Origin of the sequence: Ideonella azotifigens (genome assembly GCF_021043325.1) — a bacterium.
Lineage (GTDB): Bacteria > Pseudomonadota > Gammaproteobacteria > Burkholderiales > Burkholderiaceae_C > Ideonella > Ideonella azotifigens.
The window spans coordinates 73,550-89,153 of the sequence record NZ_JAJNKD010000018.1 but is presented as its reverse complement, the minus strand read 5'-3'; the positions used below and the strand labels follow the sequence as shown (position 1 = coordinate 89,153).

Sequence of the window (15,604 nt, the reverse complement as noted above, 5' to 3'; positions counted from 1 at the left end):
CTTCCGTTGTGATCCCACCAGGTTTTATCCAAGAGTTGCTGTCGCGCGTGGACGTGGTCGAGGTGGTCGGCCGCCATGTCGAGCTGAAGAAGGCCGGCATCAACCACAAGGGCCTGTGTCCTTTCCACGGCGAAAAGTCGCCCAGCTTCATCGTCAGCCCGTCTCGCCAGACCTACCACTGCTTCGGCTGCGGCGTGCATGGCGACGCGATCCGCTTCCTGACCGAGCACCACGGCATGAGTTTTGTGGAAGCCGTGCAAGACCTGTCGCAACAGGTTGGCCTGCAGGTGCCGGAAGACGAGCGCAGCGAGGCTGACCGCGCCGCAGCGGCCGAGCAGCGCCAGCGCCAGACCACGCTGACCGACGTGCTGGCCAAGGCGGCGCAGCATTACCGCCAGCAGCTGAAGTCCAGCCCACGCGCCATCGACTACCTGAAACGCCGCGGCCTGACCGGCGAGGTCGCCCAGCGCTTCGGCCTGGGCTATGCACCCGAAGGCTGGCGCACGCTGGCGAGCGCGTTTGCGCGCTATGACGATCCGCTGCTGGCCGAATCCGGCATGGTCATCGCGCAAGGCGCGGACGAAGGCAAGAGCGAGGCCGACCAGAAGCGCTACGACCGCTTCCGCGACCGCATCATGTTTCCCATCCGCAACGTCAAGGGCGAGACCATCGCCTTTGGCGGCCGGGTGCTGGACAAGGGCGAACCCAAGTACCTGAACTCGCCCGAGACGCCGGTCTTCGTGAAAGGCCGCGAGCTGTATGGGTTGTACGAGTCGCGCACCGGACTGCGGGAAAAAGGCTACGCGCTGGTCACCGAAGGCTACATGGACGTGGTGGCACTGGCGCAGCTGGGTTTTCCCAACGCGGTGGCCACGCTGGGCACGGCCTGCACTGCGGAGCATGTGCAGAAACTGCTGCGCTTCACCGAACAGGTGGTGTTCAGCTTCGACGGCGACGCCGCCGGCCGCCGCGCCGCCGGCCGGGCGCTGGAAGCAGCACTGCCACATGCCACCGACACGCGCAGCTTCCGCTTCCTGTTCCTGCCCGCCGAACACGACCCGGACAGCTATGTGCGCGCCCATGGCCAGCAGGCCTTCGAAGCCCAGGTGCGGGATGCCGTGCCACTGTCGCGCCAGTTGCTGGAACACGCGGCCATTGACTGCGCGCTGGACACGGCCGAGGGCCGGGCGCGCATGCTGGCCCAGGCCCGCCCTCTGTGGCAGGCCTTGCCCGACGGCGCACTGAAGCTGCAGCTGCTCAGCGAGCTGGCCCGCCAGGGCGGCCTGCCGGCGGAAGAGCTGTCCGGCCTGTGGGGCCAGGGCCAGGGCAATTCACGTGGCAGACCAGGCAATGCCCAGGCCCACGGCAGCTCGCCGGCAGAGACAGATGATCCTTTTGACGACGGCACGCCGCCGGGCGAGCGCTACGCCAGCCGCGGCAAGTTTGGCAGCGGTGAGCCGGCCTGGCGCAAGCGGCCTTTCAATCGCGACCGCGCCGGCCAGGCGGAAGGTCCGCCGGCGGTGCGTGGCCGCAGGCCAGCGCCGAAGAGGCCGGAAGACCGGGTGCTGCAAATGCTGTTTGGCCAGCCGCAATGGTGGGACAGCCTGCCCGGCAACGAACACGATTTCCTGCACGCACTGCCCGCTCCGCACGGCGACCTGATTGCCTGGCTGGAGCGCGACCTGGCCGAGCACGGCCCGCGCTCCTGGGCGGTGCTGCGCGAAGCCCTGGCCACTGACGAAGCACTGCCCGAAGCCAGCCGCCAGCTGGCGGACGGCGACGCCGACCCGGGCGCCACGCTGGACGATTTCCGCCGCGCGCTGGACGTGCTGCTCGAACGCGACCTGGCACAGCAGATGAAGCAGCTGCTGGCCCAGGCCGGCGCCGATCCGGCCGCGCTGCAGCAATACCGCGAGCTGGATCGCCAATGGCGGGAAGTGAAGCGCCGCCAGGCGGCTGCGCCAAAGGACGAAAGCTAGTCCGGCAGCCACGCCTGCGAAATGGCTGGCCGATACGCGAAGAAAATCAGCGAAGTCCCTTCGCTTTTCAAGGCCTTGCCTTGCTCAAAAATAGTGCATTTGGGTAAAATCCGATTTTCAGCGGCAAGAGTGACAGCAGCACTGCCGGCATGGACCACCCGCATGGACAGCCCATGCCATGGGTAGAACGCACTTCAAGTTCTCAAGGCCGGTCCCCTCCCTCCGCCAGCGCTGCACGCAAAAATGTCATGTCCACGCGAACTTGCCCGCCGGAATGAGCTGACTGGTTTGCGCCCACTGATTGCGCTGCCTTTGCTTGTGATGTGGCGACACCGTCGCCACATGGTGAGCAAGGCAGCCGGCAGGTTTTCAGTTCTCCATGCCCTGCTTTTGCTGCAGCGCGTTTGCGCGCTGCAGCTGCCGCACGTCGGCAAGGCAGTATCAGGAGCCTGAAAACGCTGCCCCTCACGACTGTTTCCCCAAGGTTCCCTCAAGGATCTGCATGACCGCCAAGAAGACCGCCGCCACCAAGACCGTCAAGGCCGCCGCCGATGCGGAAGACACCAAGCTGACCAAGACCAAAGCGGCAGCCAAGACCGCCACGGCCACGGCAGAAGACGGCAAGGCCAAGCGTGGCCGCAAGCCGAAGGCGGAAACCCCGGCCAAGAAGGAAGCGGTCGAGGAAGTCGAAGACGACCTGAGCGACATCGAGGCCGAGCTGGAAGGCGAGGTCGAAGTCGAGGTGGTCGAAAGCTCCGAAGTCGTCGAGGAAGCCGAGGACAAGCCCAAGGCCAAGCCGCTGCGCATGAAGGTCAGCCGCGCCAAGGAGCGTGCGCTGATGCGTGAATTCGGCCTGGACGAAACCGCGCTGACCGAAGAAGAAGTCGCCAAGCGCCGCCAGGAGCTGAAGACGCTCATCAAGATGGGCAAGACGCGTGGCTACCTCACGCACCAGGAAATCAACGACCACTTGCCCGAGAAGCTGGTCAACGAGGAAATCCTCGAAGCCATCATCTCGATGCTCAATGACATGGGCATCGCGGTCTACGAGCAGGCGCCCGATGCGGCCACGCTGCTGATCGCTGGCGGCGCCACCTCGACCGCCACCGAAGAAGAAGCCGAAGAAGCGGCCGAAGCGGCGCTGTCCACGGTCGACTCGGAATTCGGCCGCACGACCGACCCGGTGCGCATGTACATGCGCGAAATGGGCTCGGTCGAACTGCTGACCCGGGAAGGCGAAATCGAAATCGCCAAGCGCATCGAAGGTGGCCTGCAGGCCATGATGCAGGCCATCTCTGCCTCGCCGACCACCATCGCCGAGATCCTGGCGATGGCCGACAAGATCGCCGCCGGTGACATGCAGATCTCCGACGTGGTGGACGGCTTCGTCGCCAAGGACGAGGCCGACGACTACGTGGCCGAAGAAGACTTCGACGAGTTCGACGAGGAAGACGACGACGACGGCAATGGCGGCTCCAAGGCCCTGACCAAGAAGCTCGAAGAGCTGAAGAATGCCGCGCTGACCAAATTCGCCGACCTGCGCATTCACTTCGACAAGATGCGCAAGTCCTTCGAGAAGGAAGGCTACAAGTCGCAGCCGTACAGCAAGGCGCAATTGGCCATCAGTGAAAACCTGATGACCATCCGCTTCACGGTCAAGACCATCGAGAAGCTGTGCGACATCCTGCGCTCGCAGGTGGACGACGTGCGCCGCTACGAACGCGAGATCCGCAAGATCGTGGTCGACAAGTGCGGCATGCCGCAGGAACACTTCATCAAGACCTTCCCGCCGAATGCCTTGAACCTGAAGTGGGCCGAGAAGGAAATCGCGGCGGCCAAGCCGTTCAGCGCCATCCTCGCCCGCAACCTGCCGGCCGTGCAGGAACTGCAGCAGAAGCTGATCGACCTGCAGGCCCGTGCCGTCGTGCCGGTCGAAGACCTGAAGGACATCAACCGTCGCATGAACGAGGGCGAGAAGGCCTCGCGCGATGCGAAGAAGGAAATGATCGAGGCCAACCTGCGCCTGGTGATCTCGATCGCGAAGAAGTACACCAATCGCGGCCTGCAGTTCCTGGACCTGATCCAGGAAGGCAACATCGGCCTGATGAAGGCGGTGGACAAGTTCGAATACCGCCGCGGCTACAAGTTCTCGACCTATGCGACGTGGTGGATTCGTCAGGCCATCACCCGCTCGATCGCCGACCAGGCGCGCACCATCCGCATCCCGGTTCACATGATCGAGACGATCAACAAGATGAACCGCCTGTCGCGCCAGCATTTGCAGGAGTTCGGCTTCGAGCCGGACGCTCCGACGCTGGCCGAGAAGATGGAAATGCCCGAGGACAAGATCCGCAAGATCATGAAGATCGCCAAAGAGCCGATCTCCATGGAAACGCCGATCGGAGACGACGACGACAGCCACCTGGGCGACTTCATCGAGGACACCAACAACACTGCGCCCATCGAGGCCGCGATGCAGGCCGGCCTGCGCGACGTGGTGAAGGACATCCTCGACAGCCTCACCCCGCGTGAAGCCAAGGTGCTGCGCATGCGCTTCGGCATTGAAATGTCCACCGACCACACGCTGGAAGAAGTGGGCAAGCAGTTCGACGTGACGCGCGAGCGCATTCGCCAGATCGAAGCCAAGGCGATCCGCAAGCTGAAGCACCCGAGCCGCTCGGACAAGCTGCGCACCTACCTGGACAACATCTGATCCAGCAAAGCCTGACGCGGGCCTGACAGCCCCAAAATGAAAAGCGGGGAACGCAGCAATGCGTCACCCGCTTTTTCGTTGGCGCCCGGGTTTTCCTGGCCCCTTGCGCCGGCCTGTGGCTTGCGCGCTAAACTCAATCGGGCATGGCGACCATCAAGCGCAGATACGTATTTTTTGCTGACCTGCGAGGCAGCACCGCGTTGTACGAAACGCTGGGCAACGCGCACGCCACGTCAGTGGTGACGGACGTGATCCGCAACCTCGCCCGCCGCGTCCCGGAATGCGGCGGTCAGCTCGTCAAGACCCTGGGCGACGGCCTGATGGCCGTGTTTCCGCGCGCCATCAACGCAGTGACTGCCGCGGTGCAGATGCAGGACGACCTGGAGCGCCAACCCGCGCCGAGCGACCGGCCCACACCACGCGTGCAGCTGCAGATCGCGATCAGCGCCGGCGAAGTGGTCGAGGTCGGCGGCGACTGCTTCGGCGACGCCGTCAACGTCGCGGCCAGGCTGCTGGACCATGCCGGCGACAGCGAATCGCTGATCGGCCGCGAGGTCTACGACGAATTGCCCTGGGAAGTGCGCTCGCGCTTCCGGCACCTCGACAAGGTGCACCTGCGCGGCCGCGTGGAGCCAGCCGAGGTGTTCCTGCTGGCCCGCAGCAAGGGGCCGGACACCGAAGTCACCCACCTCGAAAGCCCTTCGGCCACGCATGACGCGCTGGGCGTGCTGCTGAGCTGGCGCGGCCAGCCGCACCGCTTCCTGCGCGACCGCATGCCGGTGTTGCTGGGCCGCGGCGCGGCCTGCGGCATGAAGGTGGAGGACGCCCGCGTTTCCCGTACCCATGCCCGCATCGACCTGATGGGCGGCGCACTGCAGCTGACCGACCTGAGCATCAACGGCACCTTCGTGCGCTTTGCAGGCGACGACGAGGTGCTGAGCCTGCGCCGCGGCAGCTGCACGCTGCATGGCCAGGGCGAACTGGGCCTGGGCGGCTCGCCCAACGACGCCAGCGTGGCCACGCTGCGCTTCTCGCTGATCGCCCACAACGACCCGCCACCACCGCCCTTCCCGCCAGCCGCCGCTCCCTGGCAGCACCGCTGAACCGCATGCCACCACCCGCTCCCGCCCCGTCCTTCCAGCACGGGCAGGCGCCGCGTGTCGGCATCCTGTTCACCAACCTGGGCACCCCCGACGCCGCCACGCCGGCGGCACTGCGCCGCTACCTGGCCGAGTTCCTCAGCGACAGCAGGGTGGTCGAGATCCCGCGGCTGGTCTGGTGGCCCATCCTGCACGGGATCATCCTGCGCACCCGGCCGGCCAAGTCGGCACGCAAGTACGCCAGCGTCTGGCTGCCCGAAGGCTCGCCGCTGCTGGTCTGGACCCAGCGACAGGCCCGCGAGCTGCAGGCCGAGCTGGCCGCCGACGGCCTGCCTGTGATCGTGGTCCCAGCCATGCGCTACGGCAATCCGGGCATCCCCGCCGCCCTGCAGGCCCTGCACGACCGGGGCGTGGACCGCATCCTGGTCCTCCCGGCCTATCCGCAATACTCCGGCGCCACCACGGCCAGCACCATCGACAAAGTCGCCGAATGGACCCGCCGCACCCGCCGCCTGCCGGCGCTGCGCTTCGTCACCCAGTACCACGACGACGCAGGCTACATCCAGGCGCTGGCCGCCAGCGTATGCGCGCATTGGCAACAGGCTGGGCGCGCGCCCATGCTGGTGATGAGCTTCCACGGCATGCCCGAACGCACGCTGCACCTGGGCGACCCCTACCACTGCCAGTGCCACAAGACCGCCAGGCTGCTGGCCGAGGCCTTGGGCCTGTCGACCGAGCAGTACCGCGTCACCTTCCAGAGCCGCTTTGGCAAGGCGAAGTGGCTGGAGCCGGCGACAGAACCCACCCTGGTGGCGCTGGCGCAGCAGGGTGTGGCGCAAGTCGACGTGGTCTGCCCTGGGTTCTCAGCCGACTGCCTGGAAACACTGGAGGAGATCAGCCAGGAAGCCAGGGAGGCCTTCCTGCACGCAGGCGGCCAGGTGTTCCACTACATCCCCTGCCTGAACGATTCACCGGCGCACGTCGCCGCGCTGGCGGCGCTGGCGCGGCGCCATCTGGCCGGCTGGGAACTCGACCCGCCCTCGCCGGCCACATTGGCGGCCACGAAAGCACGGGCCCTGGCGGCTGGCGCCAGGGCCTGATCGCCAAGCGGTGGACGCTCAGGCGACGCGCCGGCGGCCCCACCAGCGCATCACGCGCGGCAGCACCAGCACCGCCACCACGCAGGCCAGGAAAAAGACCGACACCGGCCGGTCGATGAAGACCGTCCAGCGGCCTTCGCCGATGGAGAGTGCGTTGCGCATCTGCGCTTCGGCCAGTGGCCCCAGGATCATGCCGACGATGACCGGTGCGGTGGGAAAGTCGAAGCGCCTCATCAGCACGCCAGCCAGGCCGACACCGAACATCAGGAACAGGTCGAAGCTGCTCTGGCGCATGCCGTAAACGCCCACGGTGGCGAAGATCAGGATGCCGGCATAGAGCTGCGGCCGCGGGATCTTCAGCAGCTTCACCCAGAGGCCCACCAGCGGCAGGTTCAGCACCAGCAGCATCACGTTGCCGATGTAGAGCGAAGCGATCAGCGCCCAGACCAGGGTGGCCGAGGTGGTGAACAGCTGCGGCCCGGCCTGGATGCCGTAGTTGGACAGCGCAGAGAGCAGGATGGCCGCGGTCACCGAGGTCGGGATGCCCAGCGTCAGCAGCGGCACCAGCGTGGCCGTCACAGCCGCATTGTTGGCCGCCTCCGGCCCGGCCACGCCTTCGATGGCGCCCACGGTGCCGAACTCTTCCGGATGCTTGGAGAGCTTGCGCTCGGTGGCGTAGCTGAGGAAGGTCGGGATCTCCGAGCCGCCCGCCGGCAGCGTGCCGAACGGAAAGCCGATGGCCGTGCCGCGCAGCCAGGCCGGCCACGAACGGCGCCACTCCTGCCTGCTCATGTGCACGCGGCCGGTGCTGTTCAACTTGGCTTCGCTGCGGCCCTCGTAAAGGGCGTTGTAAAACGCCTCACCCACCGCAAACAGGCCCACCGCGATCAGCACCACCTCAATGCCATCGAGGAACTCCGGAATGCCACCGGTGTAGCGCACCTGGCCGGTGATCTGATCCAGCCCGACCAGGCCGATGGCCAGGCCGATGAACAGCGCCGTCATGCCGCGCAGTGCACTGGCACCCAACACCGAGCTGACGGTGGTGAAGGCCAGCAGCATCAGGCAGAAGTATTCCGGCGGGCCAAGTTGCACGGCGTAATCGGCCACCAGCGGCGCAAACAGCGTGACCAGCACCGTGGCGATGGTGCCTGCCACGAAGGAGCCGATGGCGGATGTGGCCAGCGCCGCGCCCGCGCGGCCGCTCTTGGCCATCTTGAAGCCCTCGAGCGCGGTCACCATGGTGCCCGTCTCGCCAGGGGTGTTCAGCAGGATGGAGGTGGTGGAGCCGCCATACATCGCGCCGTAGTAGATGCCAGCGAAGAAGATCATCGACGCGGTAGGCTCGACCTGCGAGGTGATGGGCAGCAGCATCGCCACCGTCACCGCCGGGCCCAGGCCAGGCAGCACGCCGATGGCCGTGCCCAGCGCGCAGCCCACGAAGGCCCACAACAGGTTCACCGGCGTGCCCGCCGTCATGAAGCCTTGCAGCAGTTGGTGCCAGATGTCCATGGTGTCTCCCTCCGCTCAGAGCCAACCGGTGCCGGTCAGGCCCGGCAGGTTGATGGCCAGCAATTGCGTGAACAGCCAGAACACCGGCGCCGAGATTGCCAGCCCAACGGCCGCGTCGACCAGCGTGGTCCGCACGCTGCCGGCCGGCTTGCCCTCGGACAGGCGCAGCCCGCGCACCGCCAGCACGTAGCAGAGCGCGCAGCTGAAGACAAAGCCAATGCGGGTGATGGCTGCGGCGTTCAGCAGCACGCCGGCCGCCACCCAGGCCATCGAGCGCCAGTCACCGTGCGCCGCGCCTGACGGCGTTTCCATCGCACGAAAGCCGCCCCGCCGGGCTTGCCAGACCAGCCCCACGCCGCAGGCCAGCAGCGCCACGGCCACCAGCCAGGGCAGGAAGTTCGGACCCACGCCGGCATAGCCGGCATTGGCCGGAATGGCCAGCGCGCCAACAGCCAGCACACCACCCAGCACGATCACACCGGCACCGACCAGCATCTGCGGCCGGTTCACCGCGGGCGGTGACATCAATTGCTCATCAGCCATGCTCAGACCATGCCACTCTTGGCCATGATGGCGCGCAGCGAGGCGAACTCACGATCCACGAACTCGTCGAAGGCCGGGCCGCTGAGCAGCGCCGGGGTCCAGCCGTTTTTCTGGATCGCCTCGGCCCAGGCCGGGGCCTTGGTGGCCGCCAGCACCATGGAGGTCAGTGCCTTGCGCTGATCGGGCGTGATGCCGGGCGCACCATACACGCCGCGCCAGTTGCCGATCTCGACGTTGATGCCCAGCTCCTTCAGTGTGGGCGCGTTCAGCCCAGGCAGCCGGGCCGGCGAGGTGACGGCGATGGGCAGCATCTTGCCGCTGGCGATGTACGGCTGGAACTCGCTGTAGCCGCTGCCGCCCACGCTGACATTGCCACCCAGGATGGCCGCGACGGCTTCGCCACCGCCGCGGAACGGCACGTAGTTGATCTTGGCCGCGTCCACACCCACTTCGCGCGCGATCATGGCCGCGGCAATGTGCTCGGTGGCGCCGCGCGAGCCGCCGCCCCACTTGACGCTGCCCACGTCCTTCTTCATCGCGTCGACCACGTCCTTCATGGTCTTGAAAGGCGAGTTGGCCGGTAGCACGAAGACGTTGTATTCGCTGATCAGGCGCGCGATCGGCGTGGCCTGGCTGAGGTCGACCGGCGGCTTGCCGGTGATGATGCCGCCCAGCATCACGGCGCCCATCACCATCAGGGCGTGCGGGTCGCCCTTGCTGGCATTGACGAATTGGGCCAGCCCCAGCGCGCCAGCGGCACCACCCTTGTTGTCGTAGCTGACCGAGGAAGCCACGCCGGCATCCTGCAGCGCCTTGCCCAGCGCTCGGCCGGTGCTGTCCCAGCCGCCGCCCGGGTTGGCCGGCACCATCATCTTCAGCGCCACACCAGCGGCGTGGCCCGACATCGGCAATGCGCCGGCTGCGGCCATCGCGGCCAGGCTCTTGAGGAAAGCGTCTCTGCGCATGGGCATGTCTCCTGGGAGTTTTTGAATCGAATCGGGCGATGGTGACGCGCGAGGCTGTCAAATGGCTGTCCATCGGCCTAGGGGAAATGCGGGTACGGCCACCGGCATGGCCCTACCGCGGTCGGTGCTATGGTGGCCCGCATGAAGGTGCTGCTGATCGAAGACGACGCCACGATGCAGGCCACGCTGGCCCGCACGCTGAACCGGCGCGGCATGCAGGTGGTCTGCTGGGGCGAGGGGCAGCGGGCATTGGAACGCTGGGAGGCCTGCATGCCCGACGTGGTGCTGCTGGACCTCAGCCTGCCGGGCCTGGACGGGCTGGAGGTGCTGGCACACGCCCGCGCTGCCGGGCTGACGACGCCAGTGATGATCCTGACCGCGCGCGGCACCATCGGCGACCGTGTGATCGGCCTGAACACCGGTGCCGATGACTACCTGCCCAAGCCCTTCGACCTGGACGAGTTGGAGGCGCGCATCCGCGCCATGGCCCGCCGCGCCGCCGGCAGCGGGCCTGCTGCCTTTGCCGCGCCCAGCAACGGCTTTGGCGGCCTGCGCTGGGAGGGCGATGAAGGAGCGATTTACCACGGGGACGAGGCCCTGGAGCTGACCCCGCGCGAAACCGCGCTGCTGCGCGCACTGCTGCAGCGGCCCGGTCATGCGGTGACCAAGGAGCGCCTGTTCGAGGCCGTGTTTCCGGGTGAGCATGAAGTGCAGTTCGAGGCAGTCGAGGTGGTGGCTTACCGGCTGCGCAAGCGCCTGCAGCCCACCGAGGTGCAACTGGTGACGCTGCGCGGCCTGGGCTACCTGCTCAAGGCCGACAGCTGAGCCGGGGCACGTGAACATGGGCTCGACCGGCTGGCTGGACACGGCCGGGGCGCGGCTGTCGCTGCGCAGCCGCTTGCTGCTGGGCATCCTGCTGCCTGCACTGCTGGTCATCGCGGTCAACACGGTGATGCTGTACCGCCAAGCCTTGCGCGCGGCGGACATTGCCTATGACCGAACGCTGTTGGCCACGGCCAAATCCATCGGCGAGCTGCTGGAGGTCAACAGCGAGCAGCCCGGCACTCACCTCAAGGCCACCCTGCTCTACTCGGCGCTGGAGCCTTTCGAGGCCGACAACCGCAGCCGCATCTTCTACAAGGTCACCGGCTTTCAGGGCGAAACAGTGTCCGGCTTCGAAGCCTTGCCCACTTGGCACGGCCAGTTGCCCGCCAAAGGCCCCTACGCGGCGCTGGTGGACTTCTACGACGACCGCTACCAGGGCACGCCGGTGCGCGTGGCGGTGCTGCTGCAGCCAGTCGTCTGGCCGGGCGGACAAGGCATGGCCATGGTGCAGGTGGCCGAGACGCTGGAGCTGCGACAGACGCTTGCGCGCAGCCTGCTGGTCGACACGCTGTGGCACCAGGGCGCACTGCTGCTGCTGATTGCGGCGGTGGTCGGCGTGGCAGTGCAGCGGGCCACGCGGCCCATCCGCGCATTGAGCCAGGCACTGCACACCCGGGCCGAGGGCGACCTGACACCGGTGGACAGCAGCGGCGCGCCAAAGGAGTTGCGGCCGCTGGTGGATGCCACCAACCACTTGATGGGCCGGCTGCGCCACCTGCTCGACCACCAGCGCCGCTTCGTGAGAGACGCCTCGCACCAGTTGCGCACGCCGCTGGCGGTGTTGCGCGTGCAGGTGCAATCGGCCCGCCGCGGCGATGTGCCGGCCGAGCTGGCGCTCAAGGAGATCGAAGTGACGGTGGCCCGCGCCACGCAACTGGCCAACCAGATGCTGGCGCTGGCCAAGGTCGAACAGATGCGCCAGGGCGAGCCCGCACCGGTGGAAGACTGGGCCGAGATCACCCGCGCAGTGGCGCTGGACCTCTCGGCGCTCATTGTCGACCACGGTCTGGACTTCGAGATCAGCACCCAGCCTGCGCCCATCCGCAGCCACGCCTGGGCGCTGCGCGAGCTGACACGCAACCTGCTGCACAACGCCATCAAATACAGTCCGCCGCAAGGCCGGCTGACGGTGCAGCTGGTCTGCGACGGCCGGCACGCCGCGCTGACCGTGGCCGACACCGGCCCCGGACTGGGCGAAGCCCAGCAGGCCCGCCTGTTCCAGCCCTTTGCCACCGGCGCCAGCAGCCTGGGGGCGGACGAGGCGCCGACCGAGCACGGCAGCGGCCTGGGCCTGGCGATCTGCGACCAGATTGCGCACTCGCTGCAGGGCCAGGTGACGCTGGAAAGCCGCAACGTACACGGCCGCATCACCGGCCTGGACGCGATCGTGCGGCTGCCGCTGGCGGCTGTGTGACGCGCCCAGTGGCGGCACCCGGATCGGCATGCGCCTTGCCCAACCACCCCGGACAAACCGAGCGTGAAGCTGAAGGACAATGCATGCCGTGATCGATCCGAAACTGTGTGACCACCCGGTGCGGCTGGACAAGTGGCTCTGGGCCGCGCGCTTCTTCAAGACCCGCTCGCTGGCCGTGGAGGCCATTGGCAAGAACCGCGTCGAAGTGAACGGCCAGCCGGCCAAACCCTCACGCGACCTGCGCTTGAAAGACCGCATCCTGCTGCGCGAGCCGGGGCTTCCAGCGCGTGAAGTGCAGGTGCTCGGCCTGACCGAAATCCGCGGCCCGGCGCCTGTCGCACAGCAGCTCTACGAGGAAACCGCGGCCAGCCTGCTGGCTCGCAGCGAAGCCCGCGAGGCGCGCCGCCAGGGCGTGGAACCGGCGCAATCGCTGGCGCATGGCCGCCCCACCAAGCGCGACCGGCGCCAGTTGAGCGACTGGAACCGCTGGAGCGCCAGCATCGACGACGCCGAGGGCGGCAAGGTCTGACCCATCATCCTGACCGCGACCGCTCTTTCCGGGCAAAGCTCGCCCATCTCGCGCTCGCGTTTGCCACGGCCGCGCAAAAAATCTTCAAGAAAGCGCGCAAGGCCCTCTTGAAAGTGCGGACACCGCCCTCAGTTGACCCGCCAAGTCGGGCTTCACACGCCACAACCACCAATTTCGCCCGCGCCACCGCGGGCCCTCCCAACGGGCCTTTGCCCCCGCCTCCGATGAACACCAACGACTCATCCCTGGATCCAAACGCATCGGCCGAACAGCAGGACGCCGCACAGGCCGTGGCGGGCGACCCTCCGGCCGAAGCCCGCCTGGCCGAGCTGGAAGCCAAGCACACCGAAATGGCCGATGCCTACCTGCGCGCCAAGGCCGAGATGGAAAACATCCGCCGTCGCGCAGAAGACGAAATCAGCAAGGCACGGAAGTTCGGCGTCGAGTCTTTTGCCGAAAGCCTGCTGCCGGTGAAGGACAGCCTGGAAGCCGCGATCGCAATGCCTGATGCACCGGTCGAAAAGGTGCTGGAAGGCGTGCACGCCACGCTGCGTCAGCTGGCTGCGGCGCTGGAGCGCAACAAGGTGCTGGAGATCAACCCGCCAGCCGGCACACGCTTCGACCCGCACCAGCACCAGGCCATCAGCATGGTGCCGGCCGAACAGGAAGCCAACACCGTAGTGGCCGTCCTCCAGAAGGGCGCGTCCATCGCCGAGCGCGTGCTGCGCCCGGCCCTGGTGACTGTGGCCGCGCCGAAGTAAGCCGAATCAGTTGTTCACAGGGCCCCGCGCCCTTGAAATCAAGACAGTTATCCACAATTCCGAGACAACCGGAACACATTCCTCACAGGAGCAGAAAAATGGGCAAGATCATTGGCATTGACCTGGGGACCACGAACTCGTGCGTCGCCGTCATGGAAGGCAACTCGACCAAGGTGATCGAGAACTCCGAGGGCGCTCGCACCACCCCGTCCATCATTGCCTACCAGGAAGATGGCGAAGTGCTGGTGGGTGCCTCGGCCAAGCGTCAGGCCGTGACCAACCCGCGCAACACGCTGTACGCAGTGAAGCGCCTGATCGGCCGCAAGTTCACCGAGAAGGAAGTTCAGAAGGACATCAACCTGATGCCCTACGAGATTGCCGCGGCCGACAACGGCGACGCCTGGGTGTCGGTGCGCGGCAAGAAGCTGGCCCCCCCGCAGGTCTCGGCCGAAGTGCTTCGCAAGATGAAGAAGACCGCCGAGGACTACCTCGGCGAGGAAGTGACCGAAGCCGTGATCACGGTACCGGCCTACTTCAACGACGCCCAGCGCCAGGCCACCAAGGACGCTGGCCGCATTGCCGGCCTGGACGTCAAGCGCATCATCAACGAGCCGACCGCGGCTGCCCTGGCCTTCGGCCTGGACAAGCACGGCAAGGGCGACCGCAAGATCGCCGTGTATGACCTGGGTGGCGGCACCTTCGACGTGTCCATCATCGAGATCGCCGATGTGGACGGCGAGATGCAGTTCGAAGTGCTGTCGACCAACGGCGACACCTTCCTGGGCGGCGAAGACTTCGACCAGCGCATCATTGATTACATCGTCTCCGAGTTCAAGAAGGAACAAGGCGTCGACCTGACCAAGGATGTGCTGGCCCTGCAGCGCCTGAAGGAAGCCGCTGAAAAGGCCAAGATCGAGCTGTCGAACTCTTCGCAGACCGACGTCAACCTGCCTTACATCACGGCAGACGCCTCCGGCCCGAAGCACCTGAACATCAAGCTCAGCCGCGCCAAGCTGGAAGCCCTGGTCGAAGAGCTGATCGAACGCACCATCGCGCCTTGCGCCACCGCCATCAAGGACGCGGGCGTCAAAGTCAGCGAAATCGACGACGTGATCCTGGTCGGCGGCATGACCCGCATGCCCAAGGTGCAGGACAAGGTCAAGGAGTTCTTCGGCAAGGAACCCCGCAAGGACGTGAACCCTGACGAAGCCGTCGCCGTGGGTGCCGCGATTCAAGGTCAGGTGCTGGGCGGCGACCGCAAGGACGTGCTGCTGCTGGACGTCACCCCGCTGAGCCTGGGCATCGAGACCTTGGGCGGCGTGATGACCAAGATGATCAAGAAGAACACCACGATCCCGACCAAGTTCGCGCAAGTGTTCTCGACGGCGGACGACAACCAGCCGGCCGTGACCATCAAGGTCTACCAAGGCGAGCGTGAACTCGCCGCAGGTAACAAGAGCCTGGGCGAATTCAACCTGGAAGGCATTGCCCCGGCCGCGCGTGGCCTGCCGCAGATCGAGGTGAGCTTCGACATCGACGCCAACGGCATCCTGCACGTCGGCGCGAAGGACAAGGCGACCGGCAAGGAAAACAAGATCACCATCAAGGCGAACTCGGGCCTGTCGGAAGATGAGATCCAGAAGATGGTGAAAGACGCCGAGCTGAACGCGGCGGAAGACGCCAAGAAGCTGGAACTGGTGCAAGCCCGCAACCAGGCCGACGGCATGATCCACTCGGTCAAGAAGAGCCTGGCCGAACACGGCGACAAGCTGGACGCCGGTGAGAAGGAAAAAATCGAGACCGCGCTGAAGGAAGCCGAAGAGGCACTGAAGAGCGACGACAAGGCCACCATCGACGCCAAGAGCGAAGCCCTGATGACCGCCAGCCAGAAGCTGGGCGAGAAGGTTTACGCCGAGCAGCAGGCGGCTCAGGCCGCCGCCGGCGGCGCTGCAGGCGCGCAACCTGGCGCCGAACAGCCGCAGGCTGCCAAGCCGGCTGACGACGACAACGTGGTGGACGCCGAGTTCAAGGAAGTCAAGAAGTGATCTCCGGCCGGGCCTCGCATAGGGGCCCGGGTCGGTGATTCGCCGCGTCGGGCGCGCA

General features: G+C 66.6%; 12 protein-coding genes. 9 read left to right on the top strand and 3 right to left on the bottom strand.

Translation table 11 applies throughout. The features are described from left to right. Window positions 1-8 precede the first annotated feature (8 nt). The 4 genes from dnaG to hemH all read left to right on the top strand — a co-directional run bounded on the left by dnaG (window position 9) and on the right by hemH (window position 6,892). The gene (dnaG, locus tag LRH25_RS26945; protein WP_310742447.1) at window positions 9-1,979 is read left to right on the top strand and encodes a DNA primase; all 1,971 of its coding nucleotides are present in this window, start codon (window positions 9-11) and stop codon (window positions 1,977-1,979) included. Window positions 1,980-2,481: 502 nt separating this feature from the next. Then, the gene (gene rpoD, locus LRH25_RS26940; protein WP_141289601.1) at window positions 2,482-4,692 is read left to right on the top strand and encodes an RNA polymerase sigma factor RpoD; all 2,211 of its coding nucleotides are present in this window, start codon (window positions 2,482-2,484) and stop codon (window positions 4,690-4,692) included. A gap of 143 nt (window positions 4,693-4,835) precedes the next feature. Beyond that, a complete protein-coding gene (locus LRH25_RS26935; RefSeq protein WP_141289602.1) occupies window positions 4,836-5,795 on the top strand; it encodes an adenylate/guanylate cyclase domain-containing protein in 960 nt (319 codons plus the stop codon). 5 nt (window positions 5,796-5,800) lie between these two features. Then, entirely contained in the window at window positions 5,801-6,892 is a 1,092-nt protein-coding gene (gene hemH, locus LRH25_RS26930; RefSeq protein ID WP_231012868.1) for a ferrochelatase, read from the top strand. Window positions 6,893-6,910: 18 nt separating this feature from the next. Here hemH and LRH25_RS26925 read toward each other — a convergent pair whose 3' ends face one another. From LRH25_RS26925 to LRH25_RS26915, 3 genes are read right to left on the bottom strand one after another with little or no spacing between them, the layout of a single operon-like run. Beyond that, window positions 6,911-8,404, bottom strand: coding sequence for a tripartite tricarboxylate transporter permease (locus LRH25_RS26925; protein WP_141284975.1), 1,494 nt, complete (start codon window positions 8,402-8,404; stop codon window positions 6,911-6,913). Between the two features lie 15 nt (window positions 8,405-8,419). Further along, window positions 8,420-8,929 (bottom strand): tripartite tricarboxylate transporter TctB family protein, encoded by a 510-nt coding sequence (locus tag LRH25_RS26920; RefSeq protein WP_231012867.1) that lies wholly within the window; start codon window positions 8,927-8,929, stop codon window positions 8,420-8,422. A gap of 20 nt (window positions 8,930-8,949) precedes the next feature. After that, on the bottom strand, window positions 8,950-9,912 hold the full coding sequence (locus LRH25_RS26915; protein ID WP_141284979.1) for a Bug family tripartite tricarboxylate transporter substrate binding protein: 963 nt from the start codon (window positions 9,910-9,912) through the stop codon (window positions 8,950-8,952). A gap of 141 nt (window positions 9,913-10,053) precedes the next feature. Between LRH25_RS26915 and LRH25_RS26910 the strand changes: the two genes are divergently transcribed. From LRH25_RS26910 to dnaK, 5 genes are all read left to right on the top strand, one after another. Beyond that, window positions 10,054-10,737, top strand: coding sequence for a response regulator transcription factor (locus LRH25_RS26910; RefSeq protein ID WP_141284981.1), 684 nt, complete (start codon window positions 10,054-10,056; stop codon window positions 10,735-10,737). 16 nt (window positions 10,738-10,753) lie between these two features. Next, window positions 10,754-12,211: a sensor histidine kinase gene (locus tag LRH25_RS26905; RefSeq protein ID WP_141285013.1), complete on the top strand. Its 1,458-nt coding sequence runs from the start codon at window positions 10,754-10,756 to the stop codon at window positions 12,209-12,211. Window positions 12,212-12,299: 88 nt separating this feature from the next. Then, window positions 12,300-12,740, top strand: coding sequence for an Hsp15 family ribosome-associated heat shock protein (locus tag LRH25_RS26900; RefSeq protein ID WP_231012866.1), 441 nt, complete (start codon window positions 12,300-12,302; stop codon window positions 12,738-12,740). Window positions 12,741-12,964: 224 nt separating this feature from the next. After that, window positions 12,965-13,501 (top strand): nucleotide exchange factor GrpE, encoded by a 537-nt coding sequence (grpE, locus tag LRH25_RS26895; protein WP_141284985.1) that lies wholly within the window; start codon window positions 12,965-12,967, stop codon window positions 13,499-13,501. 98 nt (window positions 13,502-13,599) lie between these two features. Beyond that, a complete protein-coding gene (gene dnaK / locus LRH25_RS26890; RefSeq protein ID WP_141284987.1) occupies window positions 13,600-15,546 on the top strand; it encodes a molecular chaperone DnaK in 1,947 nt (648 codons plus the stop codon). Window positions 15,547-15,604: the final 58 nt, after the last annotated feature.

What these genes read in the sequence shown, in the direction of transcription:
- rpoD (WP_141289601.1), top strand. Translation starts at nt 2,482, where the DNA reads ATGACCGCCAAGAAGACCGCCGCCACCAAGACCGTCAAGGCCGCCGCC.
- LRH25_RS26920 (WP_231012867.1), bottom strand. Translation starts at nt 8,929, where the DNA reads ATGTCACCGCCCGCGGTGAACCGGCCGCAGATGCTGGTCGGTGCCGGT.
- LRH25_RS26925 (WP_141284975.1), bottom strand. Translation starts at nt 8,404, where the DNA reads ATGGACATCTGGCACCAACTGCTGCAAGGCTTCATGACGGCGGGCACG.
- dnaK (WP_141284987.1), top strand. Translation starts at nt 13,600, where the DNA reads ATGGGCAAGATCATTGGCATTGACCTGGGGACCACGAACTCGTGCGTC.
- LRH25_RS26905 (WP_141285013.1), top strand. Translation starts at nt 10,754, where the DNA reads ATGGGCTCGACCGGCTGGCTGGACACGGCCGGGGCGCGGCTGTCGCTG.
- LRH25_RS26915 (WP_141284979.1), bottom strand. Translation starts at nt 9,912, where the DNA reads ATGCGCAGAGACGCTTTCCTCAAGAGCCTGGCCGCGATGGCCGCAGCC.
- grpE (WP_141284985.1), top strand. Translation starts at nt 12,965, where the DNA reads ATGAACACCAACGACTCATCCCTGGATCCAAACGCATCGGCCGAACAG.
- LRH25_RS26935 (WP_141289602.1), top strand. Translation starts at nt 4,836, where the DNA reads ATGGCGACCATCAAGCGCAGATACGTATTTTTTGCTGACCTGCGAGGC.
- LRH25_RS26910 (WP_141284981.1), top strand. Translation starts at nt 10,054, where the DNA reads ATGAAGGTGCTGCTGATCGAAGACGACGCCACGATGCAGGCCACGCTG.
- hemH (WP_231012868.1), top strand. Translation starts at nt 5,801, where the DNA reads ATGCCACCACCCGCTCCCGCCCCGTCCTTCCAGCACGGGCAGGCGCCG.